Consider the following 19828-nt stretch of genomic DNA (forward strand, 5'->3'; position numbering starts at 1 on the left):
CTACCTGAACCCCGGGCGCGGGCTTGCGCCAAACACAAGACCATAGAAGAAAAGCCGTCAAATTTTCATGATCGGCGGACAATCAGCTAGGCGGCAAGCCACCCGCCGCCCAGGGCCGTCAAGACGACGACCAGCAGCGGCGACAGGCGGCCATACACCAGGAGCCCGAAAGCCGCGAGCGCCAGGCCGAAATCGGCGCGCCCCAGGATGGCGCTGGTCCAGACCGGATCGTAAAGCGCGGCGGCCAGCACGCCAACCACGGCGGCGTTGATCCCGGCCATGGCGCGCTGTATGGCCGCGCGCTGGCGCAAGGCCTCCCAGAAGGGCAAGGCGCCGGCCACCAGCAGGAACGCCGGCAGGAACATGGCCAGCAGCAGCAGCAAGGCGCCCAGGGGGCCGCCCAGCGGCGCGGGCATCACGGCCCCCAGGTAGGCCGCGAATGTGAAAAGCGGGCCGGGCACGGCCTGGGCCGCGCCATAGCCGGCCAGGAAGGCATCATTGCCCACCCAGCCCGGGCCCACCACCCCGGCCTGCAACAGCGGCAGGACGACATGGCCGCCGCCGAAGACCAGGGCGCCGGCCTGGTAGAAGGTGGCGATGGCCGGCAGCACGATGGAAGAAGCACCCGCCGCCAGCAAGGGCAGCAGGATCAGCAAGGCCGCGAAGACCGCCAGCAGCGCCGCGCCCTGGCGCCGCGACACGCCGTAGTCGCGGTGTTCCGAAGGCGGCAAGGCGTCCGGGCGCAGGACCCGCCAGCCCAGCAAGCCGCCCAGCACGATGGCGCCGAGCTGCCCCGCCGCGCCGGGCAGGGCCAGCGCCAGGAGGGCGGCGCCGACCGCCAGCCCGGCCCGTGGCCGGTCCGGGCAGAGCGAGCGCGCCATGCCCCAGACCGCCTGGGCGACCACGGCCACCGCCACGACCTTCAGGCCATGCAGGACGCCGGATGCGGCCAGCCCGGACCAGCGCCCCACCCCGTAGGCAAAGAGCAGCAGCAGGAGGGCCGATGGCAGGGTGAAGCCGGCCCAGGCCGCCAGCGCGCCCGGCCAGCCCGCCCGGCCCAGGCCCAGGGCGATGCCCACCTGGCTGCTTGCCGGCCCCGGCAGGAACTGGCAGAGCGCCACCAGGTCGGAGTAGCTCTTGTCGTCCAGCCAGCGGCGGCGGGCGACGAATTCAGCCCGGAAATAGCCCAGGTGCGCCACGGGCCCGCCAAAAGCCGTCAGGCCCAGCTTGAAGAAGGCGGCAAGCACCTCCCGCGCACCGCCCTTGTGATCCCCGCCCATAGACCTGTCGCCGATATGCAATAGCCGGCGATTGTTCCATGGGCATGCAGGCCGGGCAAGCGCGCTTTTCAGCGCTTGGGACCGTCCTGGACCCCGGACCCGAGAAAGCGGCCGACCACGCTCTCCAGATGCTCTTCCAGCCAGCGCGCCATGGCGATTTCTTCTTCGAGGATGTCGCTGCACACCGCGGCGATGTCGGGTTCGCCGACTTGCCGGGCCGCCACGATCAGGATGCGGTAGGCGGCGACCTCCATGTTCTCGAAGGCATAGCTGAACATGCATCCCTTGACGACCTCGTCGGAGGCCATGGCGCCCGAGAAACCCTGCATGGTGGCCATGAACTTGCCGGCGGCGTCTTTCAGGGTCGACGTATCGCCGCCCAACCGTTCAATGCAGGTCCGCACCCTCGCGGCCTGGCTGCGCGTCTGCTCGATATGCTCGCGGATCCTGGACTCCAGTTCCGGATAGTTTTTCAGGCGCGAGGCCATGGCCTCCAGCATGGTCTCGGCCTGGGCTTCCATCGCGTGGGCATCGCGCAGCCAGTCCAGCACCTGTTCCCTGCCCTCATCATTGCGCTTCATTGTCATCTCCTTGTGAATGGCGATCCCCGCTATCGCGGACCGCGCCCTGCCGGGGCAAGCGGCATGCCCGTCCGCGGCGGGAACGCCGCTTGCGGACAGGTCGGCGCCACCCAGGAGATGACCATGGCCCCCAGACCCAAGCCCCCCGCCCCTCCAGAGGCCTACTCGGAGATACCTCCCCCCGAACCGTCGGCCAAGCCGCAGACAGATATCGCCACCGACATCCAGCAGGAAGCCAAAAAGGCCCGGCCCGGGCGCAAGCCGCCGGCCGAACCGGCGACGCAGTTCGACGGCTCGCCCCAGCCGCGAACCGAGCGCGAGACAGGATGGTTCAAGCCCAAGGACGATACGCCAGCCGTCCTGCCCACGAAGAAAGGCGATTGAAGGCGGGCCGCCGGCCGGAGCCGGCGGCAAGAATTACCGCCCGCCGCTGCCGCTGAGAGGACCCCGATGAAAAACCGCAAGACCCTGTTGCTGGTCCTGGCCGCCCTGCTGGCCATCGGCGTGCTGCTGATGTTCCCGCCGTGGTGAGCGGACTTAGCCCCGGGCCGCCGGGCCGATGTTCCAGGTCTCGCCCACCCATAGCGTGGCCGCATCCATCATGCGGCCGACATAGGAGGCCGGCGCCACCGGCTCGCGCGCGAGCAAGGGCGCCTGGCCGACGAGACGGCCGTCGACCAGCCAGCGCACTTCGCCGACCTGCTGGCCCGCCTGCAAGGGCGCGCGCAGCGGCGTCCGCAGGCTGACTTGGCGCTCCACCTGACGTCCGGCAGGGATGGCGAGATAGGGACCGTGCAGAGGCGCATAGCCGACCTGCTCGGCCGCGCCCATCCAGACCCGGGCGCTGGCCGGTTCGCCCCAGGCCGGCGCGAGGTCATAGGCCTGGTAGCCCCAATCGAGCAGGGTCTGCCCGGCCTGGGTGCGGCTCTTGTCGGAATCCGTGCCCATCACCACCGCGATCAGGCGGCGCGGCACGCCCTGGTCGGGGCGGCTGGCCGAGGCGATGATGCAATAGCCCGCCGCGCCGGTGTGGCCGGTCTTGATGCCGTCCACGCTGCTGTCCTGCCAGAGCAGGCGGTTGCGGTTGCGCTGCTTGATGCCGCCGTATTCGAACTCGCGCTGGGCGTCAAAGCGCGCGGACCACTGCGGAAAATCCGCCACATAATGCTGCGCCAGCCGGGCCAGGTCGCGCGCCGTGGAATAAGTGCCGGGATCGGGCAGGCCGGCCGGGCTGGCAAAGCGCGTATGCGCCAGGCCCAGCTCGGCGGCGCGGCGGTTCATGCGCGCGACGAAAGCTTCGACCGAACCCGCGCTGGCCTCGGCCAGCGCCACGGCGGCGTCGTTGCCGGATTGCACCATCAGGCCGGTCAACAGGGCCTCGATGCTCACCGACTGCCCGGCCTCCAGGAACATGCGTGAACTGCCGGCCGGCACGCGCCAGGCGCGCGTGGAGACACGCACCCGCTGATCCAGCGCCAGGCGCCGCGCGGCCAGGTCTTCGTAGATCAGGTAGGCGGTCATGATCTTGGTGAGCGAGGCCGGCTCGATGCGCAGGTCGGCCTGGCTGGAGGCCAGCTCCTGCCCCGTGGTGACGTCCAGCAGCAGCCAGGCGCGGGCGGCGACGGCGGGAGGGGTGGCGGCCTGGGCGCCCAAGGCCCAGGCGAACAGGGCGGCTCCGAGAATATTGTGCAGTTTCATTCAGCTTGTCTGCGCCGCAAGGGCGCTTGTCGTATCGACTCTTCGATCAGGCGACGCTGGCGCGCGATGAACAGATCGCTGCGCGCCACCATGCCCAGCATGCGGCCGCTTTCGCGGTCCACGACGGCCACCCGGGAAGGGCCGCCGCCGGCCATCCGATCCGCGATCGCCGAACCGAGTTCCCCCGGATAGGCGAGCGCGGGCACCTGGCCGGCCACCATATCGCGCAGGCGCGGCCGCCGGGCGATGTCTTCGGCGCCCCAGGCCAAGGCCTGCGCATGCCGGATCCAGCCCAGCGGAATCCCCGCGGCGTCGAGCACCGGGTAGGCCGTGTGCGCCGCGTCGAGCGCGGCCAGCTGGCGCTGGGCCGCGGCGCTATCCATGTCAGCCGCCAGGCCCTGCACCGGCGCGCGCATGATATCCGCAACGCGCGCGACCTGCAGGGGATCGACATGGTATTCGCGCGTCAGGTGCAGGCCGCGGCGGGCGATCTTTTCGGTGAGGATGGAACGGCGCAGCAGCAGCACCGACATGCCATAGGCCGTGGTGCAGGCCACCGCCACCGGCAAGAGCAAGGACAGATTGCCCGAGAGCTCCAGCGCGAACAGCGTGGCTGTCAAAGGCGCGCGCATGGTGCCGCCCATCATGGCCGCCATGCCCAGCAGGGCCCAGAAACCCGGCGCGGCCGGCGGCAGCCAGGGCGCGGCCAGCGTGCCCATGGCGCCGCCGAAGATCAGCAGGGGCGCCAGCACCCCTCCCGAGGTGCCCGAGCCCAGCGAAACCGTCCAGATCGCCAGCTTGACCAGCAGCAGCGACAGGGCGGCCTGCAAGGCCAGATTGCCCGACAGCATCTGCCGGATATTGTCATAGCCCACGCCCAGCGCGGCCGGGTCCAACAGGCCGCCCAGGCCGATGGCCAGGCCGCCCAGGGCCGGCCACCACATCCAGTGCAGCGGCAGCCGTTCGAAGAGGTCTTCCACGGCATAGACCCCCAGGGTCAGCACGCCCGCGCCCAGGCCGGCGCCGATGCCCACGGCCACCCAGCCGGGAAATTGCGCCAGGGCCAGATCGGGCGCGGCGGCAAAAGGAAATAGCGGCGCGGCATCGAGCAGCCAGGGGCGCACGGTGGCCGCGAGCAAGGCGGCCGCGGCCACCGGCAGGAAGCTGCGCGGCTTCCATTCGAACAGCAACAGCTCCACCGCCAGCAGGATGGCGGCCAGCGGGGTGCCGAAGATCGCCGTCATGCCGGCCGCGGCGCCCGCCACCAGCAGGCTTTTGCGTTCGGCCGAGGTCAGGTGCAGCGTCTGGGCCAGCAGGGAGCCGATGGCGCCGCCGGTCATGATGATGGGCCCTTCGGCGCCGAACGGGCCGCCCGTGCCGATGGAGATGGCCGAAGAAAGCGGCTTGAGCACGGCCACCTTGGGCGAAATGCGGCTCTGCCCGATGAGGATGGCCTCCATGGCCTCCGGTATGCCATGGCCGCGGATTTTTTCGGAACCATAGCGCGCCATCAGGCCGATGACGAGGCAGCCGGCCACCGGCACCAGGACGGACAGCGGGCCCAGCCGGGCAGGATCGGGATCGGCCGCCTGCCAGGACCATACGCCGTGATAGGCCAGGTTGGTGCACAGGGCGATGAGGTGCAGCAGCAGCCAGCCGGCGAGCACCGCGAGCAGGCCGATGGGCAGCGCCAGGATCAAGAGCAGGAGGACACGGCGGTCGGCGTTGAAATCCGCCAGGCGCGCCCCTCTGGGGGTGGACAGCGACATGGAATGCGGTCAAAGGAAACAGGACGCCGAAGTATATCGTATTACGATATAAACTACACTTCGTTCCATGAACACCCGCCCTAGCCGCCCGCGCAAGCTGACCCCGGCCGACTACGCCATGCTGGCCGACTTCCGCTATGCCTTGCGCAATTTCATTGCCTTCAGCGAGGAGGCGGCCACCTCCCTGGGCCTGACGCCGCAGCAGCATCAGGCCCTGCTGGCCGTCAAGGGCGCGGGCGGGCTTTATGTGGGGCAGATCGCTGAACGGCTGCATATCAAGCCGCATACGGCGGCCGAGCTGGTGTCGCGGCTGGAGCGCCAGGGCCTGGCGAGCCGGGTCCCGGACCCCATGGATGGGCGCCGCGTGATGGTCGTGCTGACTCCGCAGTCCGAGCGGACCCTGGCCGAACTCTCGGCCGCGCACCTGGAGGAGCTGCGCGCCATACGCCCCCTGCTGCAACGCCTCCTGGAACATATCGATGCGGCCGGCTAGGCGCGGCCGGCTAGGCGCGGATCAGGCCGGCACCTGCCTGGCGGCCAGCCTCACATAGATCAGCTCGGCCACCAGCTCGATGAGGGTCTGCGTGACGATGACGGCCGGCACCAGCGGCAGCGCGCCGGCGACCGCCAGCCCCAAGGGCAGGACCACCAGGGAGTTGCGTGTCGACACGCTGAAGGCGACGGCCAGGCGCTGCCGGGCGGGCAGCCGGCGCGCCAGCGTCCAGCCCAGCAGCGGCGCCAGCACGGCAAACGCCAGGTAGACGGGCGCCACGCCGCGCACCGCGTCCAGCGCCAGGCCGAGCCCGGGCGTGACGGCCGCCACCACGACGGCCAGCACGGCGGCGGTGGCCGGCACGGGCAAGAGCCCCAGGCCATCCACCACGCGGGCTCCCAGGCCACCGCGCCGGGCCCAGGCCTGGCAGGCGGCGGCCAGCGCCAGCGGAACGGCGATCAGCCAGACGAAGGCCGCGGCGAAGGGCTCCCAGCGCACCAGCTGGCGGGCGTCCTCGCCGAGGAAAATGCCCAGGTAGGCCGGCAGGAGCAGCATCTGTCCGGCCAGCAGCAGCGGCGTGGCGGCCAGCAGCGAACGCGCATCGGCCCGCCCCATATGCGCGAAGGCGACCACATAGTCGACGCAGGGGCAGAGCATCACCAGCAGAAACCCCAAGCGTATCAGCGGATCGCCGGGCACCCAGGGCAGGAGCGCGGCCACCAGCAGCGGCACGCCGGCGAAATTGGCCGCCAGCAGCACGCCGACAAAACGCAGATCGCGCATGGCGCGGCGCAACTCGCCCAGGGGCACCTGCAGGAAGGTGGCGAAGAGCATCAGTGCCAGCAGCGGATCGACGGCCGCCGACAACAGGCGGGTGGCCGGCATCAGCCAGGCCGCCACGAAAGCCAGCAGCACCGCGCTGAAATAGATGGCGGTCTGCCGGGCCTCCAGCCGCGCGCGCAGGCCGGACATCAGGCGGCGGCCCGGCCGGCCGGTGGCGCGGCGGCGGGAATGCGGTCGGACAAGCGGCTGTGCATGGTGCGCTCCGGGGACAACAGCGCGAAATCTTAGCCCAGACTGCTCTACACTCGGCGCGGAGATAGGGAGCACGAGTTTGTCTGGATCACCCCCCACAGGATGGAAGCGCTATGCCTGGGCCTGCCTCGGATGGGCCATGGTGGCGCTGGGTTTTATCGGCGCCTTCCTGCCCGTGATGCCCACGACCATCTTCCTCATCCTGGCGGCCGGCTGCTTTGCGCGCTCCTCACCCCGCCTGGAAGCCTGGCTCCTGCATCATCCGCGATTCGGCGCGCCGCTGCGGCAGTGGCGCGAACAAGGCGCCATCAGCCGCAAGGGCAAGGGCTATGCCGCGGCGGGCATGGCGGCCGGCTATGTCGTCTTTTTGTGGGGCGCGCGGCCCGGCTGGCCGCTGGCCTGCGGGGTGGCCGCCGGCATGGCCGCCTGCGCGGCCTGGGTGCTGACCCGCCCGGCGCCCAGGGACTGAGCGCGCGGCGGCGCTAGGCGGCCGCGGCCGCCCGCCTGGCCCTTCGCGCTTGCCGCGCCGCCCCCGCCGCCAGGAAAGCGAGATCCGTGCCGGTGGACACGAAACACACGCCCATCTTCACCAGCCGGCGCACCAGCGCCGGGCGCTGGGCCACGCCGCCCGCGCCCACGGTCTTGCCATGCCGGCGCGCGGCGGCCAGCACCTGGGCGAAGGCGGCCGCCACCGCCTCATCGTCATCGGCGCGCCAGCCCAGTTCCGCGCCGAGGTCGCCCGCGCCGACGAACAACATATCCACCCCGTCCACGCCGGCCAGCGCCTCGGCCTGGGCCAGGCCCGCGGCGCTCTCGACCATGACGGCGATGAACAGCGAGCGGTTCAGGGCCGCGCAGGCTTCGCCGGCCGGGAAAGCGCGATAGTGCAGCAGCGGCTGGCCGGTGCCCACCGAACGCCGTCCCCGCGGCGGATAGCAGGCCGCGGCCACGGCCTGGCGGGCGGAGGCGGCATCCTCCAGGTGCGGCAGGATCAGGCCCATGGCGCCGCCATCGAGCACGCGGCCGATCAGCGCGGCATCGACAGCCGGCAGGCGCACCAACGGCACCACGCCGGCCTCGCGCGCCGCGTGACAGATCCGCGCCGTGGTTTCCAGCGACAGGACGCTGTGCTCCAGGTCCACATACAGCGTATCGAACCCGGCGCCGGCCGCGATACGGCCGATTTCGTGGCCGCGCATGATGCGCACGCTCATGGAGACCGCCACGCCGCCGGCGGCCAGGAGCGTCTTGAGCGGATTGCGGGTCAGGCTGTCCAGGTCCTGCGGCATGCCGGCCTCATAGATAAGTGGGGCAGAACGGGGCCGGGGTCAGGATCTTGACCTCCTGCGCCACGAAGGTGCCGCGGTTGCCCAGCTTGAACGCCTGCCATGCCGGGTCGGCGTCCATGGCCTGGCGCCTGGCCTCGCGGTCGGCCAGGCTGTCATAGACCCAGATATGCACGACCTGGTTGAGCGGGCCGATCTCGCTGACAAAAAAGCCCAACAGCCGGCCCAGGTGCTTGCGCTGCAGCGGCAGCGCATCGCGCTCATAGCGCGCTAGATAGTCCTCCATGCGGCCATGGGCGACGGTATAGGTGCGTTGCTCGAAAATCATCGGGGCTGGGCCTCAAACCGGCGGCGTGAGGACGCGGCCGGTCTCGAAAAAGGATTGCAGATTGCGCATCACCAGCGCCTCCATGGCCGCGCGCGTCTCGCGCGTGGACGCCGCGATATGCGGCAGCAGCACGACGCGCTCGCTGGCGATCAGGGCGGGCGGCACCTGGGGTTCCCGCGCATAGACATCCAGCCCGGCGCCGCCGATCGCGCCCTCCTGCAGGGCCTGGACCAGGGCCGGCTCGTCGACGACGCTGCCGCGCGCGATGTTGATGAGAAAACCATCAGGGCCCAGGGCCCGCAGCACCGGCGCATCCACCAGGTTGCGCGTGGCCTCGCCCCCCTGACAGGCGACCACCAGGAAATCCGAGTCGCGCGCCAGCGCCCGCAGATCGGGCTCGAAGCCGTAGGGCGCATCGGCGCGCGCCTTGCGGCCGTGATAGCGCACCGACATGTCAAAGCCCTCGGCGCGGCGCGCGATCGCCATGCCGATGCGGCCCAGGCCCAGAATACCCAGGCGCTTGCCGCTGACACGGGCGCCCAGCCCGAAGGCGCCGGACAGCCACCGCCCCTCGCGCACATAGCGGTCGGCATCCACGATGCGCCGCGCCACCGACAGCATCAGCGCCAGCGCGGTGTCGGCCACGCAGGCATTGAGCACATCGGGCGTGGTGCTTACCGCCACGCCGTGGCGGCGGGCGGCGGCCAGGTCGATGCCGTCATGGCCCACGCCGAAACAGGCGACCACGCCGCCGGCCACGGCCTGCATGACCTCGGCCGCGCAGCCATGGCGCGACATCGTGACCGCCCCCGCATAGCGGCCCGCATTGGCGCGCAGAAACGCCGCCCGGTCGGGCTCCAGCCAATAGGGGTGCAAGACATAGCGCTCGCGCAAGGACTGTTCCAGCCCGGGCGGCAACGGGCCGATCTGCAAGAGCGTCCTGTGAGTGTCCATGGTCATGATGCCCGCGCGTCATTCCGTCCGGATGCCGGCGGCTTGCAGCCACGGCACCCAACGGTCGAAATCGGCTTCCAGCTTGGCCTTGAAAGCCGCCGTGTCCTGGGGATTGCTGAAACCGGCATCGGCCAGCTTGGCTTGCACATCGGGCAGCCTGACGGTCTGGGCCAAGGCTTGCGCCAGTTCCCGCTTGCGCTCGGCCGCCATGCCGCGCGGCACCATCACGCCATACCAATTGCTCATCCGCAGCTCGGGCATGCCGGCCTCCTGGGCGGTGGGGATGTCGGGCAGTAGCGGCGAGCGCTTGGTGTCGAAGATCACCAGCCCCTTGATCCGGCCATCCTGGATATAGGGCTTGAGCACCGGCACATCGGCGTTGACCAAGTCCACATTGCCCGCGATGAGGTCCATCAGCGCCGGCGCCGCGCCCCGGTAGGGAATGTGCACCAGGGGCACGTGGGCCGTGCGCGCGAACAGCTCGGCGCCCACATGCATGGTGCCCCCCACGCCGGTGGATCCGTAGTTGAGCTTGTGCGCCCCCTTGGCCTTGGCGACCAGGTCCTGCAGCGAGTTCACGCCCAGATCGGGGCGCACGGCCAGCATGGTCTGCACCTCGCCCAGCAGGTAGACCGGCTCCAGGTCTTTGCGCGGGTCATAGGGCAGCTTGGGCGTGGTGCCGGCGCTCAGCACCAGGCTGGAGGTCGTCAACAGCAGGGTCGCGCCATCGGGCGCGGCCTTGGCGGCAAAGGCCGTGCCCACGGTGCCGCCCGCCCCGCCCCGATTCTCCACCACGGCGGTCTTGCCCAATGCCTTGCTCAGTCCGGGCGCCACGATACGCGCGATCTGGTCGGCCGGGCCGCCCGGCGCGAAGGGGACGATGATCTTGACCACATCGGCGGCCAGGGTGGGCGTGGCGCAGGCGGCCAGGGCCAGGGCCGCGCATCGCGCGGCGTGTTTGAAAGTCAGTCGCACAGCTTGTCTCCTCGGGCTCGCCGGCCCGCTATGGGTCTGTTTGCGCCCGGTTCAGCCGCCGAAACGCGGCTCGGGCAGGCCGCGCACGCCGACATCCAGGGCCAGCAGCGCGCCGGCCAGCGGCTCGGCGGCCTGCTGCTCGGGCGTAAAGCGCTGGGAATGGCTGGTGATGTAAAGGGTGTCGAGCTGCTCGCCGCCGAAGGCCGGGCAGGTCGGGTTGGTCACAGGCAGCTGGATGACGCGGTCGACGCGGCCATCGGGCGCCAGCCGCACCAACTGGCCGGTGGCCACCATGCAATTCCACACAAAGCCCTCGGCATCCACGGTGGCGCCGTCGGGGCGGCCTTGCTGGTGCGTCCAATCCTTGAATACCCGCCGGTTGGAGATTTCGCCCGCGTCGATGTCGTAATCGAAGACCCAGATCATCTGGTTGTGCGTATCGGCGAAATACATATGGCGGTCGTCCGGGCTGAAGCTGATCGCATTGGGCAGCACGAAGCCGTCCAGCCTGGCGGTGCAGCGGCCGTCCGGATCCAGGCGATAGAGCGTGCCCAGCGGCTCGCGCCGGGTGTCGTGCATGCTGCCCACCCAGAAACGGCCGCGCCGGTCGCATTTACCGTCGTTCAGCCGCATGCCGGGCGCACCCTGCAAAGGATCGGCGATGCGCCGTCCGGGCTGGCCGCTGGCCGGGTCGAAGACATACAGGCCGGTCGGCGCGGCCAGCAAAAAACCGCTCTGCTCGCGCAAGGCGATGGACCCGGTGACGAGCTCGGGATGCAGGCGCTGCGCGGCGTGGCGGCCGGTGGCCGGCTCATACCATTGCAGCGCCGGGCGGCGCACGTCGATCCACCACAGGCGCTGGGTGCGCGCGCACCACAAGGGGACTTCACCGAGGATATCGGCCGTCTGCGCGGCCACCCGGACGGGGCTTTCCATCATGCTGCACTCCCTGGTTTGCAATCACTTGTATCGGGTGGCGGCCAGCGCGGCCAGGCTGATGCCGGCGGCAATGTCGGCCTTCTGCCGCTTGTCGCCGGCGTCGATCTTCTCGGCCTGCTCCAAGACCTGCCGCGCCTGCGCGAAGGGCACGAAGACCACGCCGGCCTCATCGGCGACCACGAGGTCGCCGGCATCGACCGCCACGCCGGCGATGCGCACCCGGCCATTGATCTCCACCGTCCGCAGGCGCCATTTGCCGGTGATCGGCGTCGCGCCGCGGGACCAGATCGGAAAATCCCGTTCGCGGCCGCTGTCCGGATCGCGGAACGATCCGTCGATGACCGCCCCGGCGCAGCCGGCGCGATGCGCCACGGCCGCCGACTGGCCGCCCATGTTGGACACGCCGGTCAGGCCCTCGATCACCACCACATCGCCCGGCTCGGCCTGGTTGTAGGCCTCGTGTTCGCCCATCAGCCCGCGGCCGCCGGCCGCGGCCGCGCCGGGATCCTCGGCGCGTTCGACATTGCGCACCGTCACGGCCTGGCCGACCATGCGGCGCGGCCCTAGCGTGGGCGCCAGCACCGACGCCGGTATGGCGCCGCGCAGGCCCAGCGCGTCCATGGCATCGGACACCGCGCCGGTAAGGTCCTGCAGCGCGGCGTAGCGCGCGAGCCATTCAGGCGCCAGCCTGGGCAGGTCCGTGCAGCGTATGGCTTCGGGCGGCACGCGCCCGGTCAGGGGTTTGGGATTCATTTCCGCTCAGGGGAGGATCGACTGCCGCGAAAATTAACTCGCCATTTCGGAAACGGCATAGATTCCAAATCGTGGGATTTTTTCGTTTTTGCCACAATGCGGCGTGCCGGCGCGCTATGCTGGCGCCGTGAAATACGCTCCCGCCCCCACCAAGGACAGCGGCACCAGCCTGGGCCGCGCCTTCGCCGTGCTCGATCTTTTTACGTTGGCCCATCCCATCGTGACGGTCGAATATGTCACCGAAGCGCTGGCATACACGCGCTCGACCGCCTACCGCTATCTGCGAGAGCTGGCCGGCGCCGGCCTGATCACCCAGGCCGCGCCCGGCGTCTACAGCCTGGGGCCGCGCATCATTGAACTGGAGCGCCTGATGGCCTTGACCGACCCGCTCTACCGGGCCGGCCTGGACGTGCTGCCCCAGGAGCGGCAGACCAATACGGCGCTGCTCCTGCACAACCTCTACGAGGACAAGGTGCTGTGTATTCTCAAGGCCGGTCCCGACGCACTGGAGTGCGGCGGCCAGCGCATCACCATACGGCGCGCGCGCGGCCTGCCCTTTCCCCTGTTCCAGGGCGCGGCCTCGCTGGCCATGCTGCCCTGGCTGTCGGCACACCGGATACGCCAGACCTATCTACAGAATCCGAAATCCATCGCGCGCGCCGGCCTGGGCGAAAACTGGGAGCAGTTCCGGCGCAGCATGGTGGCGGTGCGCCGCACCGGCTACGCCACCAGCCACGGCACCATCACACCCTTGATCAGCGGCGTGGCCGTGCCCATTCTCGCGCCCAGCGGCCGCCTGCTGGGCAGCCTGGCCCGCACCCTGCCCACCGAGGCGCTGGACGAGGCCGCCGAAGCCCGTCACGCCGAGGTCCTGCACGGCCTGGCCCGGCGTATCGCCGAAGGCTGCGTCAATGCCTCGGCGCGCTGAGCGTGCCATGGGCGGGCCACATGGCGGGACACCTCGTGACAGGGTCTCGCGGCCTGGAAACGCGCCCGGCGGTGTCTGACACCGCCACCGGCAATGCGCCGCCGCCCGCGGCGCTCAGCCCGCGTCCACGGCCTGGAGGATCTTGCCGAACAGTTCGTTGGCATGGGCCGAATCGAGCCAGCGCACGATCACGACCATGCGCCGCTCGGGCTCGACCCAGGTGAAGGAGCTGCCCGCGCCCACGCCGAAGAAGCTGGATTCCGGCAAGCTGGGGAACATCTTGCGCTGGTGGTTCAGCCAGATCAGATAGCCGTAGTACGGCGCGATATCGACCGGCTGGCGCATGGCCTGTATCCAGTCGCGCGAAAGCACCTGGCGGCCCCGGGCCTGGCCCTCGTCCAGCAGCATCTGCCCGATCAAGGCCTGGTCGCGCGCGCTGACGGACATGCCGCCGCCCCAATGCGAGCCGCCCGGCACCGAGGGCATGCGCTTGCCGTCGATCTCCACCCAGGCATTGTCATAGCCCACCCATTGCCAGTCCTCGCTCGCGCCGATGGGGCGCATCACCGCCTCGCGAAAGACCTCGGGCAAGGGCTGGCGGAACAGATGCAGCAAGGCATAGGAAAGCTGGTTGATGCGCACATCGTTGTATTCCCAATAGGTGCCGGGGCGCTGCAAGGGCCGCGCATCGCCCTTCTTGCCATTGGGCGGCACACCGAAGGTCACGGCGCGATAGCGGTCGACCTGGTCCGGCACGCCAAAGCGCTCGCCCTCCCATTCGCTGGTCTGCTGCAACAGCTGGCGCCAGGTGATCTCGGCGTTCTGGCCGGCGTCGAAACCGATGCCCGGCACGCGCTTGCGCACGGGCTCTTCGACATCGGGCAGCAGGCCCCGGTCGTGCGCCACGCCCGCCAGGATGGCGAGATACAGCTTGGCCACGCTGAAGGTCAGGTCGGCGCGGCCCGGCTCGCCCCATTCGGCCAGGGTCTTGCCGTCCACGCACACCACCCCGCTATTGGGGCCCCGGTCGTGCACCGGCCCCAACAGGCGGTTATAGGGCGCGGGGTCTTGCTGGTGCACGCCCCAATTGCCCTTGACGCTGCGGTCCCAGGTGGATTCGTGGTCGCGGGCGAACTGAATCGCCTCCTGCATCAGTGCATTCATGTGATGTCCTTGAGAAAAATTCAGATACGGGCCAGGCGCTGCATGACGGCGGCCATGCCGCCCGCGCGATGCGGCACGCCCAGCAACGACAGCCCCATCTCCACGCCGGCCAGGGTGCCGCACAGCGTCAGGTCATTGAAGTGGCCCAGGTGGCCGATGCGGAAAACCTTGTCGGACAGCTTTCCCAGGCCCTGGCCCAGCGACATATCGAAGCGTTCCAGCACCACGGCGCGCAGGCGGTCGGCGCTGTGGCCCTCGGGCATCATCACCGTGGTCAATACGGGGCTGTGGCCGCCGGCTTCCTGGCACAGGATATCCAGGCCCCAGGCGCGCACCGCGGCGCGCGTGGCCTCGGCATGGCGCTGGTGGCGCGCGAACACGGCCGGCAGGCCCTCGGCCTTGAGCATGGCGATGGCTTCGTGCAGGCCGTAGAGCAGATTGGTGGCCGGGGTATACGGGAAATAGCCCTTCTCGTTGACCGCCAGCATATCGCGCCAGTCCCAATAGGCGCGCGGCAGGCGGGCGTCCTGGGCCCGCGCCAGCGCGCGCGGGCTGACGGCGTTGAAAGAAAGCCCGGGCGGCAGCATCAAGCCTTTCTGCGAGCCGGACACGCTGACATCCACGCGCCATTCTTCGTGGCGGTAATCGATGGCGCCCAGCGAAGAAATGGTGTCGACCATCAGCAGCGCGTCGTGGCCGGCGCGGTCGATGGCCGCGCGCACGGCGGGGATGTCGCTGGTCACGCCGGTGGAGGTCTCGTTGTGCACCACGCAGACCGCGGCGATCCCGGGGTCGGCGCGCAAGGCCGCTTCGATGCGGCCCGGATCCACGCCATGGCGCCAATCGCCCTCCAGGAACTGCACCTCCAGCCCCAGGCGTGCGGCAAGCCGGCGCCACAGCGTGGCGAAATGGCCGGTCTCGGCCATGAGGACCCGGTCGCCCGGCGACAGCGTATTGACCAGGGCGGCTTCCCAGGCGCCCGTGCCCGAGGCCGGATAGATGATGACCGGCCCCGATGTCTGGAAGATGTCCTGCATCCCGGCCAAGACCGCCCGGCCCAGCTCGCCGAACTCCGGGCCGCGGTGATCGATGGTGGGATGGTCGATGGCGCGCAAGACCCGGTCGGGCACATTGCTCGGCCCGGGTATCTGCAGAAAGTGGCGGCCGGAAGGATGGCGGTTCAGGACGAGCATGCGTGGCCTCGGTCAGAGAGTGGTATACCAAAAAGCACGACATGGACAGCAGGGCGACAGGCGGCCGGCCGCGCAAGGCGGCGGACCTCCTGCCGAAAAACCTTCGCGCACACTCTACGCCATGTTTTTTACGGCGTGATCTAGGGTATCCACGCATGCAGCAATCCCGCCCGGCGGGTCTATAGTGGCCGCTATTCACAGCCGGATTTTGGTATACCAATGAGCAGTGAAGCCTACACGGAAGACAGCGGCGAGCTTCTGGCCGGCCCCGAGCGCGGCGGCGGCACGCTGCCCGCGACGGTGGCCGCGTCCTTGCGCGAACGCATCATCCAGGGCCTGCTCGCCCCCGGCGCCCGGCTGAGCGAGCGCTACCTCTGCGAGCTGATGGGCGTCTCGCGTACCCCCTTGCGCGAAGCGCTGCGCCTGCTGGCCGCCGAGGGATTGGTACACCTGCAGCCCAACCGCGGCGCCCAGGTGGTGGCGCTGTCCGAGCAGGACATCCGCGAAGCGTTCGAAGTGATAGGCGGCCTGGAGGCCATGGCCAGCCGGCTCGCCTGCGAGCGCGCCAGCCAGGCCGAGATCGCCGAGATCCAGGCCCTCACCTACGAAATGATGGCCAGCCACGCGCGGCGCGACCTGCCCAGCTACTACCGCCTGAACCACGCCATCCACGAAAAAATGAGCCATGCGGCGCACAACCGCCTGCTCAACCAGGTGTACGAGGCGCAGAACGCGCGCATCCAGCACCTGCGCTTTGCCTCGAACGAAGACCGCGCCAAATGGGACCAGGCCATGGCCGAGCACGTCGCCATGGCCGAGGCCCTGGCCGCGCGCGATGCCGACCGCCTGGCCGCCATCATGCGCCAGCATCTGCAGCGCAAATGCGATGCGGTGCTGCGCGCCATGTGGCCGCCGCCGGCCTAGCCCCGCCCAGGCCATACGGGACTGGCACGCCAAGAGGCCAGCCACGGAGAAGACAGATAGTAAGCAGTGCGCAGCACCCGGCAGCATCTTGTCCAACCACCACGGCCATGCAATGGCCGGCACATGGGGAATCCGATCATGGCTTTTTCGCTTGCCTTACTCTCCGCCGGGCGGTCCGGCCTGCGCCTGGGCGCCTGCGCGCTCGCGCTGGGCCTGGCGTTCAATGCCCACGCGGCCAAGAAGGACGACACCCTGCGCATGGCGTATGACCAGGCGCCCGAGAGCGTGGACCCGTACTACAACAATGTGCGCATCGGCGTGATCATCGCGGCCAATGTCTGGGACACGCTGCTCTACCGCGACCCCATGACCAACGAGTACAAGGGCCAGCTGGCCAAGAGCTGGAAGCAGGTCGACGACAAGACCATGGAGTTCGAGCTGCGCCAGGGCGTGAAATTCCATAATGGCGAGGAGTTCGACGCCGACTCGGTCGTCTATACGCTGAACTTCGTGGCCGACCCCAAGAACAAGGCCGTCACGCAGCAGAACGTGGCCTGGATCGACAAGGTCGAGAAGATCGACAAATACCATGTGCGCCTGACTACCAAGGAACCCTTCCCCGGCGCCAAGGAATATCTGTCCACCACGGTTGCCATCCATCCGGCCAAGTACTACCAGGAAGTCGGCCCCAAGGGCATGAACGCCAAGCCGGTGGGCTCGGGCCCCTACAAGGTGGCGGACTACCAGCCCGGCAAGTCCATCACGCTGGAGCGCAATACCGATTACTTCAAGGACTCGCCCAAGGCCCAGCCCAAGATAGGCAAGGTGGTCATCCGCTTCATCCCCGACCGCCAGACGCAGATGGCTGAAGTCATCTCCGGCGGCGAAGACCTCATCATGAGCGTGCCCAAGGACCAGGCCGACCAGCTGCGCGCGGTGCCCACGCTGCAAGTGGTCAACGGCGAAACCATGCGCATCGTCTTCATGCAGATGAACATCCTGGAGAATTCGCCCGCGCCGCAGCTCAAGGACGAGCGCGTGCGCCGCGCCATCGTGCATGCCATCGACCGCCAGGCCATCCTCAAGAACATCGTGGGCGATGGCGGCGCCATCCTGAACGCCATCTGCACCCCGTCGCAGGTCGGCTGCACCCAGGACGTGCCCACCTACAAATACGACCCGGCCCAGGCCAAGAAACTGCTGGCCGAGGCGGGCTATCCCAATGGCTTTGACATCGACATCCTGGCCTATCGCGAGCGCAACCAGACCGAGGCCATCATCAACTACCTGCAAGCCGTGGGAATACGCGCCAAGCTCAACTTCCTGCAATACGCCGCCATGCGCGACATGATACGCGCGGGCAAGGCCTCCATCACCCACCAGACCTGGGCCTCCAACCTGGTCAACGACGTCTCGGCCTCCACGCCGGTGTACTTCGGCTTCGGCAACGACGACATCACGCGCGACGCCAAGGTCAAGGCGCTGCTGGACAAGGGCGATCACACCATCGAGGCCGCGCCGCGCGCGGCGGCCTACAAGGAAGCCTTGTCCATCATCGCCGACAAGGCCTATGCGGTGCCGCTGTGGACGCTGCCGGTCTATTACGTCGCCAACAAGGATCTGGCCTTCAAGCCTTATCCGGATGAGCTCACCCGCTTCTGGGACATGAGCTGGAAGTAGGCGTCAAGGGCATAAGGGGAAAACATGTTGGGATTCGCGCTCAGACGCCTGGGGCTGGCTTTGCTGGTGGCCCTGACCGTATCGGTGCTGGCGTTTCTGCTGCTGCATCTGTCGGGCGACCCGGCGCTGGCCCTGGCCGGCGAAGGGGCGCGCCAGGCCGACATCGACGCGGTGCGCCGCGCCTACGGACTGGACCGGCCCATGCTGGTGCAGTATGCCGACTGGCTCTGGCACATCCTGCAGGGCGATTTCGGCACTTCGGTGTACTTCAAGACCGAGGTCGGACCACTGATCTGGTCCAAGCTGAAGACCACGCTGCTGCTGGGCATGGGGTCGCTGGCGGTGGCCTTGCTGATCTCCATCCCGCTGGGCGTGCTGGCCGCCCTCTACAAGGGCAGCCTCGTCGACCGGCTATGCCTGGCCGTGGCGGTGCTGGGCCAGGCGCTGCCCAACTTCTTCTTCGCCCTTATCCTCATCATGCTGTTCTCGATCACGCTGCGCGTGCTGCCCGTCTCGGGCAGCGGCAGCTGGCAGCATTTCGTGATGCCTTCGATCGCCCTGGGCTATTACGTGGCGCCCGCCTTCATGCGGCTGATACGCGCCGGCATGATCGAGGTCCTGGGCGCCGACTACATCCGCACCGCGCGCGCCAAGGGGCTGCCCGCCGGCAAGGTGGTCTTCAAGCACGCGCTGCGCAATGCCATCGTGCCGGTGGTGGCCCTGGCCGCCGTGCAGCTGGGTTATCTGCTGGGCGGCTCGGTGGTGGTGGAGACCATCTTCGCGCTCGATGGTCTGGGCTACCTGGCCTACCAGAGCATCACCTTCAAGGATTTCCCGGTGATGCAGCTCATCGTGCTCCTGCTGTCGGTGCTCTATGTGCTGCTGACCCTGGCGGCCGACCTGGCCAACGCCTGGCTCGACCCGCGCATCCGCGTGACCTGAGGAAAACGCATGCAGACACCCGCGATTCCCTCCCCTGCCGCCCCGCTGCCCAAGCGCAGCCAGGGCTGGCTGCGCCACCTGGGCCGCAACAAGGCGCTGTCGGTGGGCGGCGGCCTCTTGCTGCTCATCGTGCTCGTCGCCGTGTTCGCGCCCTGGCTGGCGCCCCACGATCCCTACTTCCAGGACCTGGCCTATCGCACCGCCCCGCCGGTCTGGTACGACAAAGGCACCTGGCTGCATCCCCTGGGCACCGATCAGCTGGGCCGCGACTATCTCTCGCGCCTGATCTACGGCGCGCGCATCTCGCTGTTGATCGGCGCCAGCGTGGCCTTGATCTCCGGCCTCATCGGCACCGCCATGGGCATGGCCGCCGGCTACTTCGGCGGCAAGGTCGACATGGTGGTCTCCTTCCTGATCACCACGCGCCTGTCCCTGCCCGTCATCCTGGTGGCGCTGGCCACCGTCGCCCTGGTGGGCGGCTCGCTATGGGTGGTCATCCTCGTGCTGGGCCTGCTGAAATGGGACCGCTTCGCCGTGGTCATGCGCAGCGCCACCCAACAGGTGCGCTCGCTGGAATACGTCGCGGCCGCCCAGGCCGCCGGCGCCTCGACCTGGCGCATCATCCGCGGCGAAGTGCTGCCCAATGTCGTGCCCCACCTGATCGTGATCGCCACGCTGGAAGCCGCCAGCGCCATCCTGCTCGAAGCCGCCCTGTCCTTCCTGGGCCTGGGCGTGCAGCCGCCCCTGCCTTCGTGGGGGCTGATGATCTCCGAAGCCAAGGCCTATATGTTCTTCTCCTTCTGGCTCATCGCCATCCCGGGCAGCGCGCTGGCCGTGCTGATCTTCGCCATCAACCTGGCCGGCGACGGCCTGCATCAGTTGCTCACGCCGCAAGAAAGGAGCTGA

The 19828-nt window shown here is 69.1% G+C and carries 21 protein-coding genes; 8 read left to right on the plus strand and 13 right to left on the minus strand.

Annotated elements, in window-relative coordinates; genetic code table 11:
- Window positions 1-86: 86 nt before the first annotated feature.
- Entirely contained in the window at window positions 87-1280 is a 1194-nt protein-coding gene (gene chrA / locus AXA74_RS04030; protein WP_029578919.1) for a chromate efflux transporter, read from the minus strand.
- Window positions 1281-1348: 68 nt separating this feature from the next.
- Window positions 1349-1861 carry a ferritin-like domain-containing protein gene (locus AXA74_RS04035; protein WP_029578918.1) on the minus strand — a complete coding sequence of 171 codons (513 nt, stop codon included), beginning with the start codon at window positions 1859-1861 and terminating at the stop codon, window positions 1349-1351.
- 123 nt (window positions 1862-1984) lie between these two features.
- Between AXA74_RS04035 and AXA74_RS04040 the strand changes: the two genes are divergently transcribed.
- Window positions 1985-2245: a hypothetical protein gene (locus AXA74_RS04040; RefSeq protein ID WP_080700539.1), complete on the plus strand. Its 261-nt coding sequence runs from the start codon at window positions 1985-1987 to the stop codon at window positions 2243-2245.
- A gap of 153 nt (window positions 2246-2398) precedes the next feature.
- Here the strand turns inward: AXA74_RS04040 and AXA74_RS04045 are convergent, their stop codons facing one another.
- Both AXA74_RS04045 and AXA74_RS04050 read right to left on the minus strand, forming a co-directional pair.
- The gene (locus AXA74_RS04045; protein WP_032954831.1) at window positions 2399-3559 is read right to left on the minus strand and encodes a D-alanyl-D-alanine carboxypeptidase family protein; all 1161 of its coding nucleotides are present in this window, start codon (window positions 3557-3559) and stop codon (window positions 2399-2401) included.
- Entirely contained in the window at window positions 3556-5328 is a 1773-nt protein-coding gene (locus AXA74_RS04050) for a chloride channel protein (protein WP_029578483.1), read from the minus strand. The genes AXA74_RS04045 and AXA74_RS04050 overlap by 4 nt, the downstream gene beginning before the upstream one ends.
- Before the next feature lie 67 nt (window positions 5329-5395).
- Here AXA74_RS04050 and AXA74_RS04055 point away from each other — a divergent pair, with 67 nt between their 5' ends.
- On the plus strand, window positions 5396-5821 hold the full coding sequence (locus tag AXA74_RS04055) for a MarR family winged helix-turn-helix transcriptional regulator (protein WP_032954830.1): 426 nt from the start codon (window positions 5396-5398) through the stop codon (window positions 5819-5821).
- A 21-nt stretch (window positions 5822-5842) separates the two neighbouring features.
- Here the strand turns inward: AXA74_RS04055 and AXA74_RS04060 are convergent, their stop codons facing one another.
- Entirely contained in the window at window positions 5843-6793 is a 951-nt protein-coding gene (locus AXA74_RS04060) for an arsenic resistance protein (RefSeq protein ID WP_032954829.1), read from the minus strand.
- Window positions 6794-6935: 142 nt separating this feature from the next.
- On the opposite strand from AXA74_RS04060, the gene AXA74_RS04065 reads away from it, so the two are divergent.
- A complete protein-coding gene (locus AXA74_RS04065) occupies window positions 6936-7325 on the plus strand; it encodes a YbaN family protein (RefSeq protein WP_223850497.1) in 390 nt (129 codons plus the stop codon).
- 13 nt (window positions 7326-7338) lie between these two features.
- On the opposite strand, the gene AXA74_RS04070 is transcribed toward AXA74_RS04065, so the two are convergent.
- Genes AXA74_RS04070 through AXA74_RS04095 form a run of 6 tightly spaced genes read right to left on the minus strand, consistent with a single transcriptional unit; the run spans window position 7339 to window position 12091 of the window.
- Entirely contained in the window at window positions 7339-8145 is an 807-nt protein-coding gene (locus AXA74_RS04070; protein WP_032954828.1) for an HpcH/HpaI aldolase family protein, read from the minus strand.
- Between the two features lie 7 nt (window positions 8146-8152).
- Window positions 8153-8470: an NIPSNAP family protein gene (locus tag AXA74_RS04075; protein WP_029578478.1), complete on the minus strand. Its 318-nt coding sequence runs from the start codon at window positions 8468-8470 to the stop codon at window positions 8153-8155.
- A 12-nt stretch (window positions 8471-8482) separates the two neighbouring features.
- The gene (locus tag AXA74_RS04080) at window positions 8483-9430 is read right to left on the minus strand and encodes a 2-hydroxyacid dehydrogenase (RefSeq protein WP_032954827.1); all 948 of its coding nucleotides are present in this window, start codon (window positions 9428-9430) and stop codon (window positions 8483-8485) included.
- 12 nt (window positions 9431-9442) lie between these two features.
- Entirely contained in the window at window positions 9443-10399 is a 957-nt protein-coding gene (locus tag AXA74_RS04085) for a Bug family tripartite tricarboxylate transporter substrate binding protein (protein WP_029578476.1), read from the minus strand.
- A gap of 51 nt (window positions 10400-10450) precedes the next feature.
- Entirely contained in the window at window positions 10451-11338 is an 888-nt protein-coding gene (locus AXA74_RS04090; RefSeq protein WP_223850496.1) for an SMP-30/gluconolactonase/LRE family protein, read from the minus strand.
- 21 nt (window positions 11339-11359) lie between these two features.
- Entirely contained in the window at window positions 11360-12091 is a 732-nt protein-coding gene (locus AXA74_RS04095; protein WP_029578474.1) for an RraA family protein, read from the minus strand.
- 127 nt (window positions 12092-12218) lie between these two features.
- Between AXA74_RS04095 and AXA74_RS04100 the strand changes: the two genes are divergently transcribed.
- Window positions 12219-13019, plus strand: coding sequence for an IclR family transcriptional regulator (locus AXA74_RS04100; RefSeq protein ID WP_032955016.1), 801 nt, complete (start codon window positions 12219-12221; stop codon window positions 13017-13019).
- Between the two features lie 114 nt (window positions 13020-13133).
- Here the strand turns inward: AXA74_RS04100 and AXA74_RS04105 are convergent, their stop codons facing one another.
- A complete protein-coding gene (locus tag AXA74_RS04105; protein ID WP_032954826.1) occupies window positions 13134-14183 on the minus strand; it encodes a serine hydrolase domain-containing protein in 1050 nt (349 codons plus the stop codon).
- Window positions 14184-14203: 20 nt separating this feature from the next.
- Window positions 14204-15376 (minus strand): pyridoxal-phosphate-dependent aminotransferase family protein, encoded by a 1173-nt coding sequence (locus tag AXA74_RS04110; RefSeq protein ID WP_032954825.1) that lies wholly within the window; start codon window positions 15374-15376, stop codon window positions 14204-14206.
- A gap of 219 nt (window positions 15377-15595) precedes the next feature.
- Here AXA74_RS04110 and AXA74_RS04115 point away from each other — a divergent pair, with 219 nt between their 5' ends.
- From AXA74_RS04115 to AXA74_RS04130, 4 genes are all read left to right on the plus strand, one after another.
- Window positions 15596-16300, plus strand: a complete 705-nt coding sequence (locus tag AXA74_RS04115) for a GntR family transcriptional regulator (RefSeq protein ID WP_048940596.1) — start codon at window positions 15596-15598, stop codon at window positions 16298-16300.
- Between the two features lie 138 nt (window positions 16301-16438).
- Complete coding sequence (locus AXA74_RS04120; protein ID WP_048940468.1) at window positions 16439-17980, plus strand: ABC transporter substrate-binding protein; 1542 nt, start codon at window positions 16439-16441, stop codon at window positions 17978-17980.
- 24 nt (window positions 17981-18004) lie between these two features.
- Entirely contained in the window at window positions 18005-18922 is a 918-nt protein-coding gene (locus tag AXA74_RS04125) for an ABC transporter permease (protein WP_029578468.1), read from the plus strand.
- A 9-nt stretch (window positions 18923-18931) separates the two neighbouring features.
- Window positions 18932-19828 carry an ABC transporter permease gene (locus AXA74_RS04130; RefSeq protein ID WP_029578467.1) on the plus strand — a complete coding sequence of 299 codons (897 nt, stop codon included), beginning with the start codon at window positions 18932-18934 and terminating at the stop codon, window positions 19826-19828.

Source organism: Bordetella hinzii LMG 13501 (assembly GCF_001548475.1).
GTDB lineage: Bacteria > Pseudomonadota > Gammaproteobacteria > Burkholderiales > Burkholderiaceae_B > Bordetella > Bordetella hinzii.

What these genes read in the sequence shown, in the direction of transcription:
- chrA (WP_029578919.1), bottom strand. Translation starts at nt 1,280, where the DNA reads ATGGGCGGGGATCACAAGGGCGGTGCGCGGGAGGTGCTTGCCGCCTTC.
- AXA74_RS04035 (WP_029578918.1), bottom strand. Translation starts at nt 1,861, where the DNA reads ATGAAGCGCAATGATGAGGGCAGGGAACAGGTGCTGGACTGGCTGCGC.
- AXA74_RS04040 (WP_080700539.1), top strand. Translation starts at nt 1,985, where the DNA reads ATGGCCCCCAGACCCAAGCCCCCCGCCCCTCCAGAGGCCTACTCGGAG.
- AXA74_RS04045 (WP_032954831.1), bottom strand. Translation starts at nt 3,559, where the DNA reads ATGAAACTGCACAATATTCTCGGAGCCGCCCTGTTCGCCTGGGCCTTG.
- AXA74_RS04050 (WP_029578483.1), bottom strand. Translation starts at nt 5,328, where the DNA reads ATGTCGCTGTCCACCCCCAGAGGGGCGCGCCTGGCGGATTTCAACGCC.
- AXA74_RS04055 (WP_032954830.1), top strand. Translation starts at nt 5,396, where the DNA reads ATGAACACCCGCCCTAGCCGCCCGCGCAAGCTGACCCCGGCCGACTAC.
- AXA74_RS04060 (WP_032954829.1), bottom strand. Translation starts at nt 6,793, where the DNA reads ATGTCCGGCCTGCGCGCGCGGCTGGAGGCCCGGCAGACCGCCATCTAT.
- AXA74_RS04070 (WP_032954828.1), bottom strand. Translation starts at nt 8,145, where the DNA reads ATGCCGCAGGACCTGGACAGCCTGACCCGCAATCCGCTCAAGACGCTC.
- AXA74_RS04075 (WP_029578478.1), bottom strand. Translation starts at nt 8,470, where the DNA reads ATGATTTTCGAGCAACGCACCTATACCGTCGCCCATGGCCGCATGGAG.
- AXA74_RS04080 (WP_032954827.1), bottom strand. Translation starts at nt 9,430, where the DNA reads ATGACCATGGACACTCACAGGACGCTCTTGCAGATCGGCCCGTTGCCG.
- AXA74_RS04090 (WP_223850496.1), bottom strand. Translation starts at nt 11,338, where the DNA reads ATGATGGAAAGCCCCGTCCGGGTGGCCGCGCAGACGGCCGATATCCTC.
- AXA74_RS04095 (WP_029578474.1), bottom strand. Translation starts at nt 12,091, where the DNA reads ATGAATCCCAAACCCCTGACCGGGCGCGTGCCGCCCGAAGCCATACGC.
- AXA74_RS04105 (WP_032954826.1), bottom strand. Translation starts at nt 14,183, where the DNA reads ATGAATGCACTGATGCAGGAGGCGATTCAGTTCGCCCGCGACCACGAA.
- AXA74_RS04110 (WP_032954825.1), bottom strand. Translation starts at nt 15,376, where the DNA reads ATGCTCGTCCTGAACCGCCATCCTTCCGGCCGCCACTTTCTGCAGATA.
- AXA74_RS04115 (WP_048940596.1), top strand. Translation starts at nt 15,596, where the DNA reads ATGAGCAGTGAAGCCTACACGGAAGACAGCGGCGAGCTTCTGGCCGGC.
- AXA74_RS04120 (WP_048940468.1), top strand. Translation starts at nt 16,439, where the DNA reads ATGGCTTTTTCGCTTGCCTTACTCTCCGCCGGGCGGTCCGGCCTGCGC.
- AXA74_RS04125 (WP_029578468.1), top strand. Translation starts at nt 18,005, where the DNA reads ATGTTGGGATTCGCGCTCAGACGCCTGGGGCTGGCTTTGCTGGTGGCC.
- AXA74_RS04130 (WP_029578467.1), top strand. Translation starts at nt 18,932, where the DNA reads ATGCAGACACCCGCGATTCCCTCCCCTGCCGCCCCGCTGCCCAAGCGC.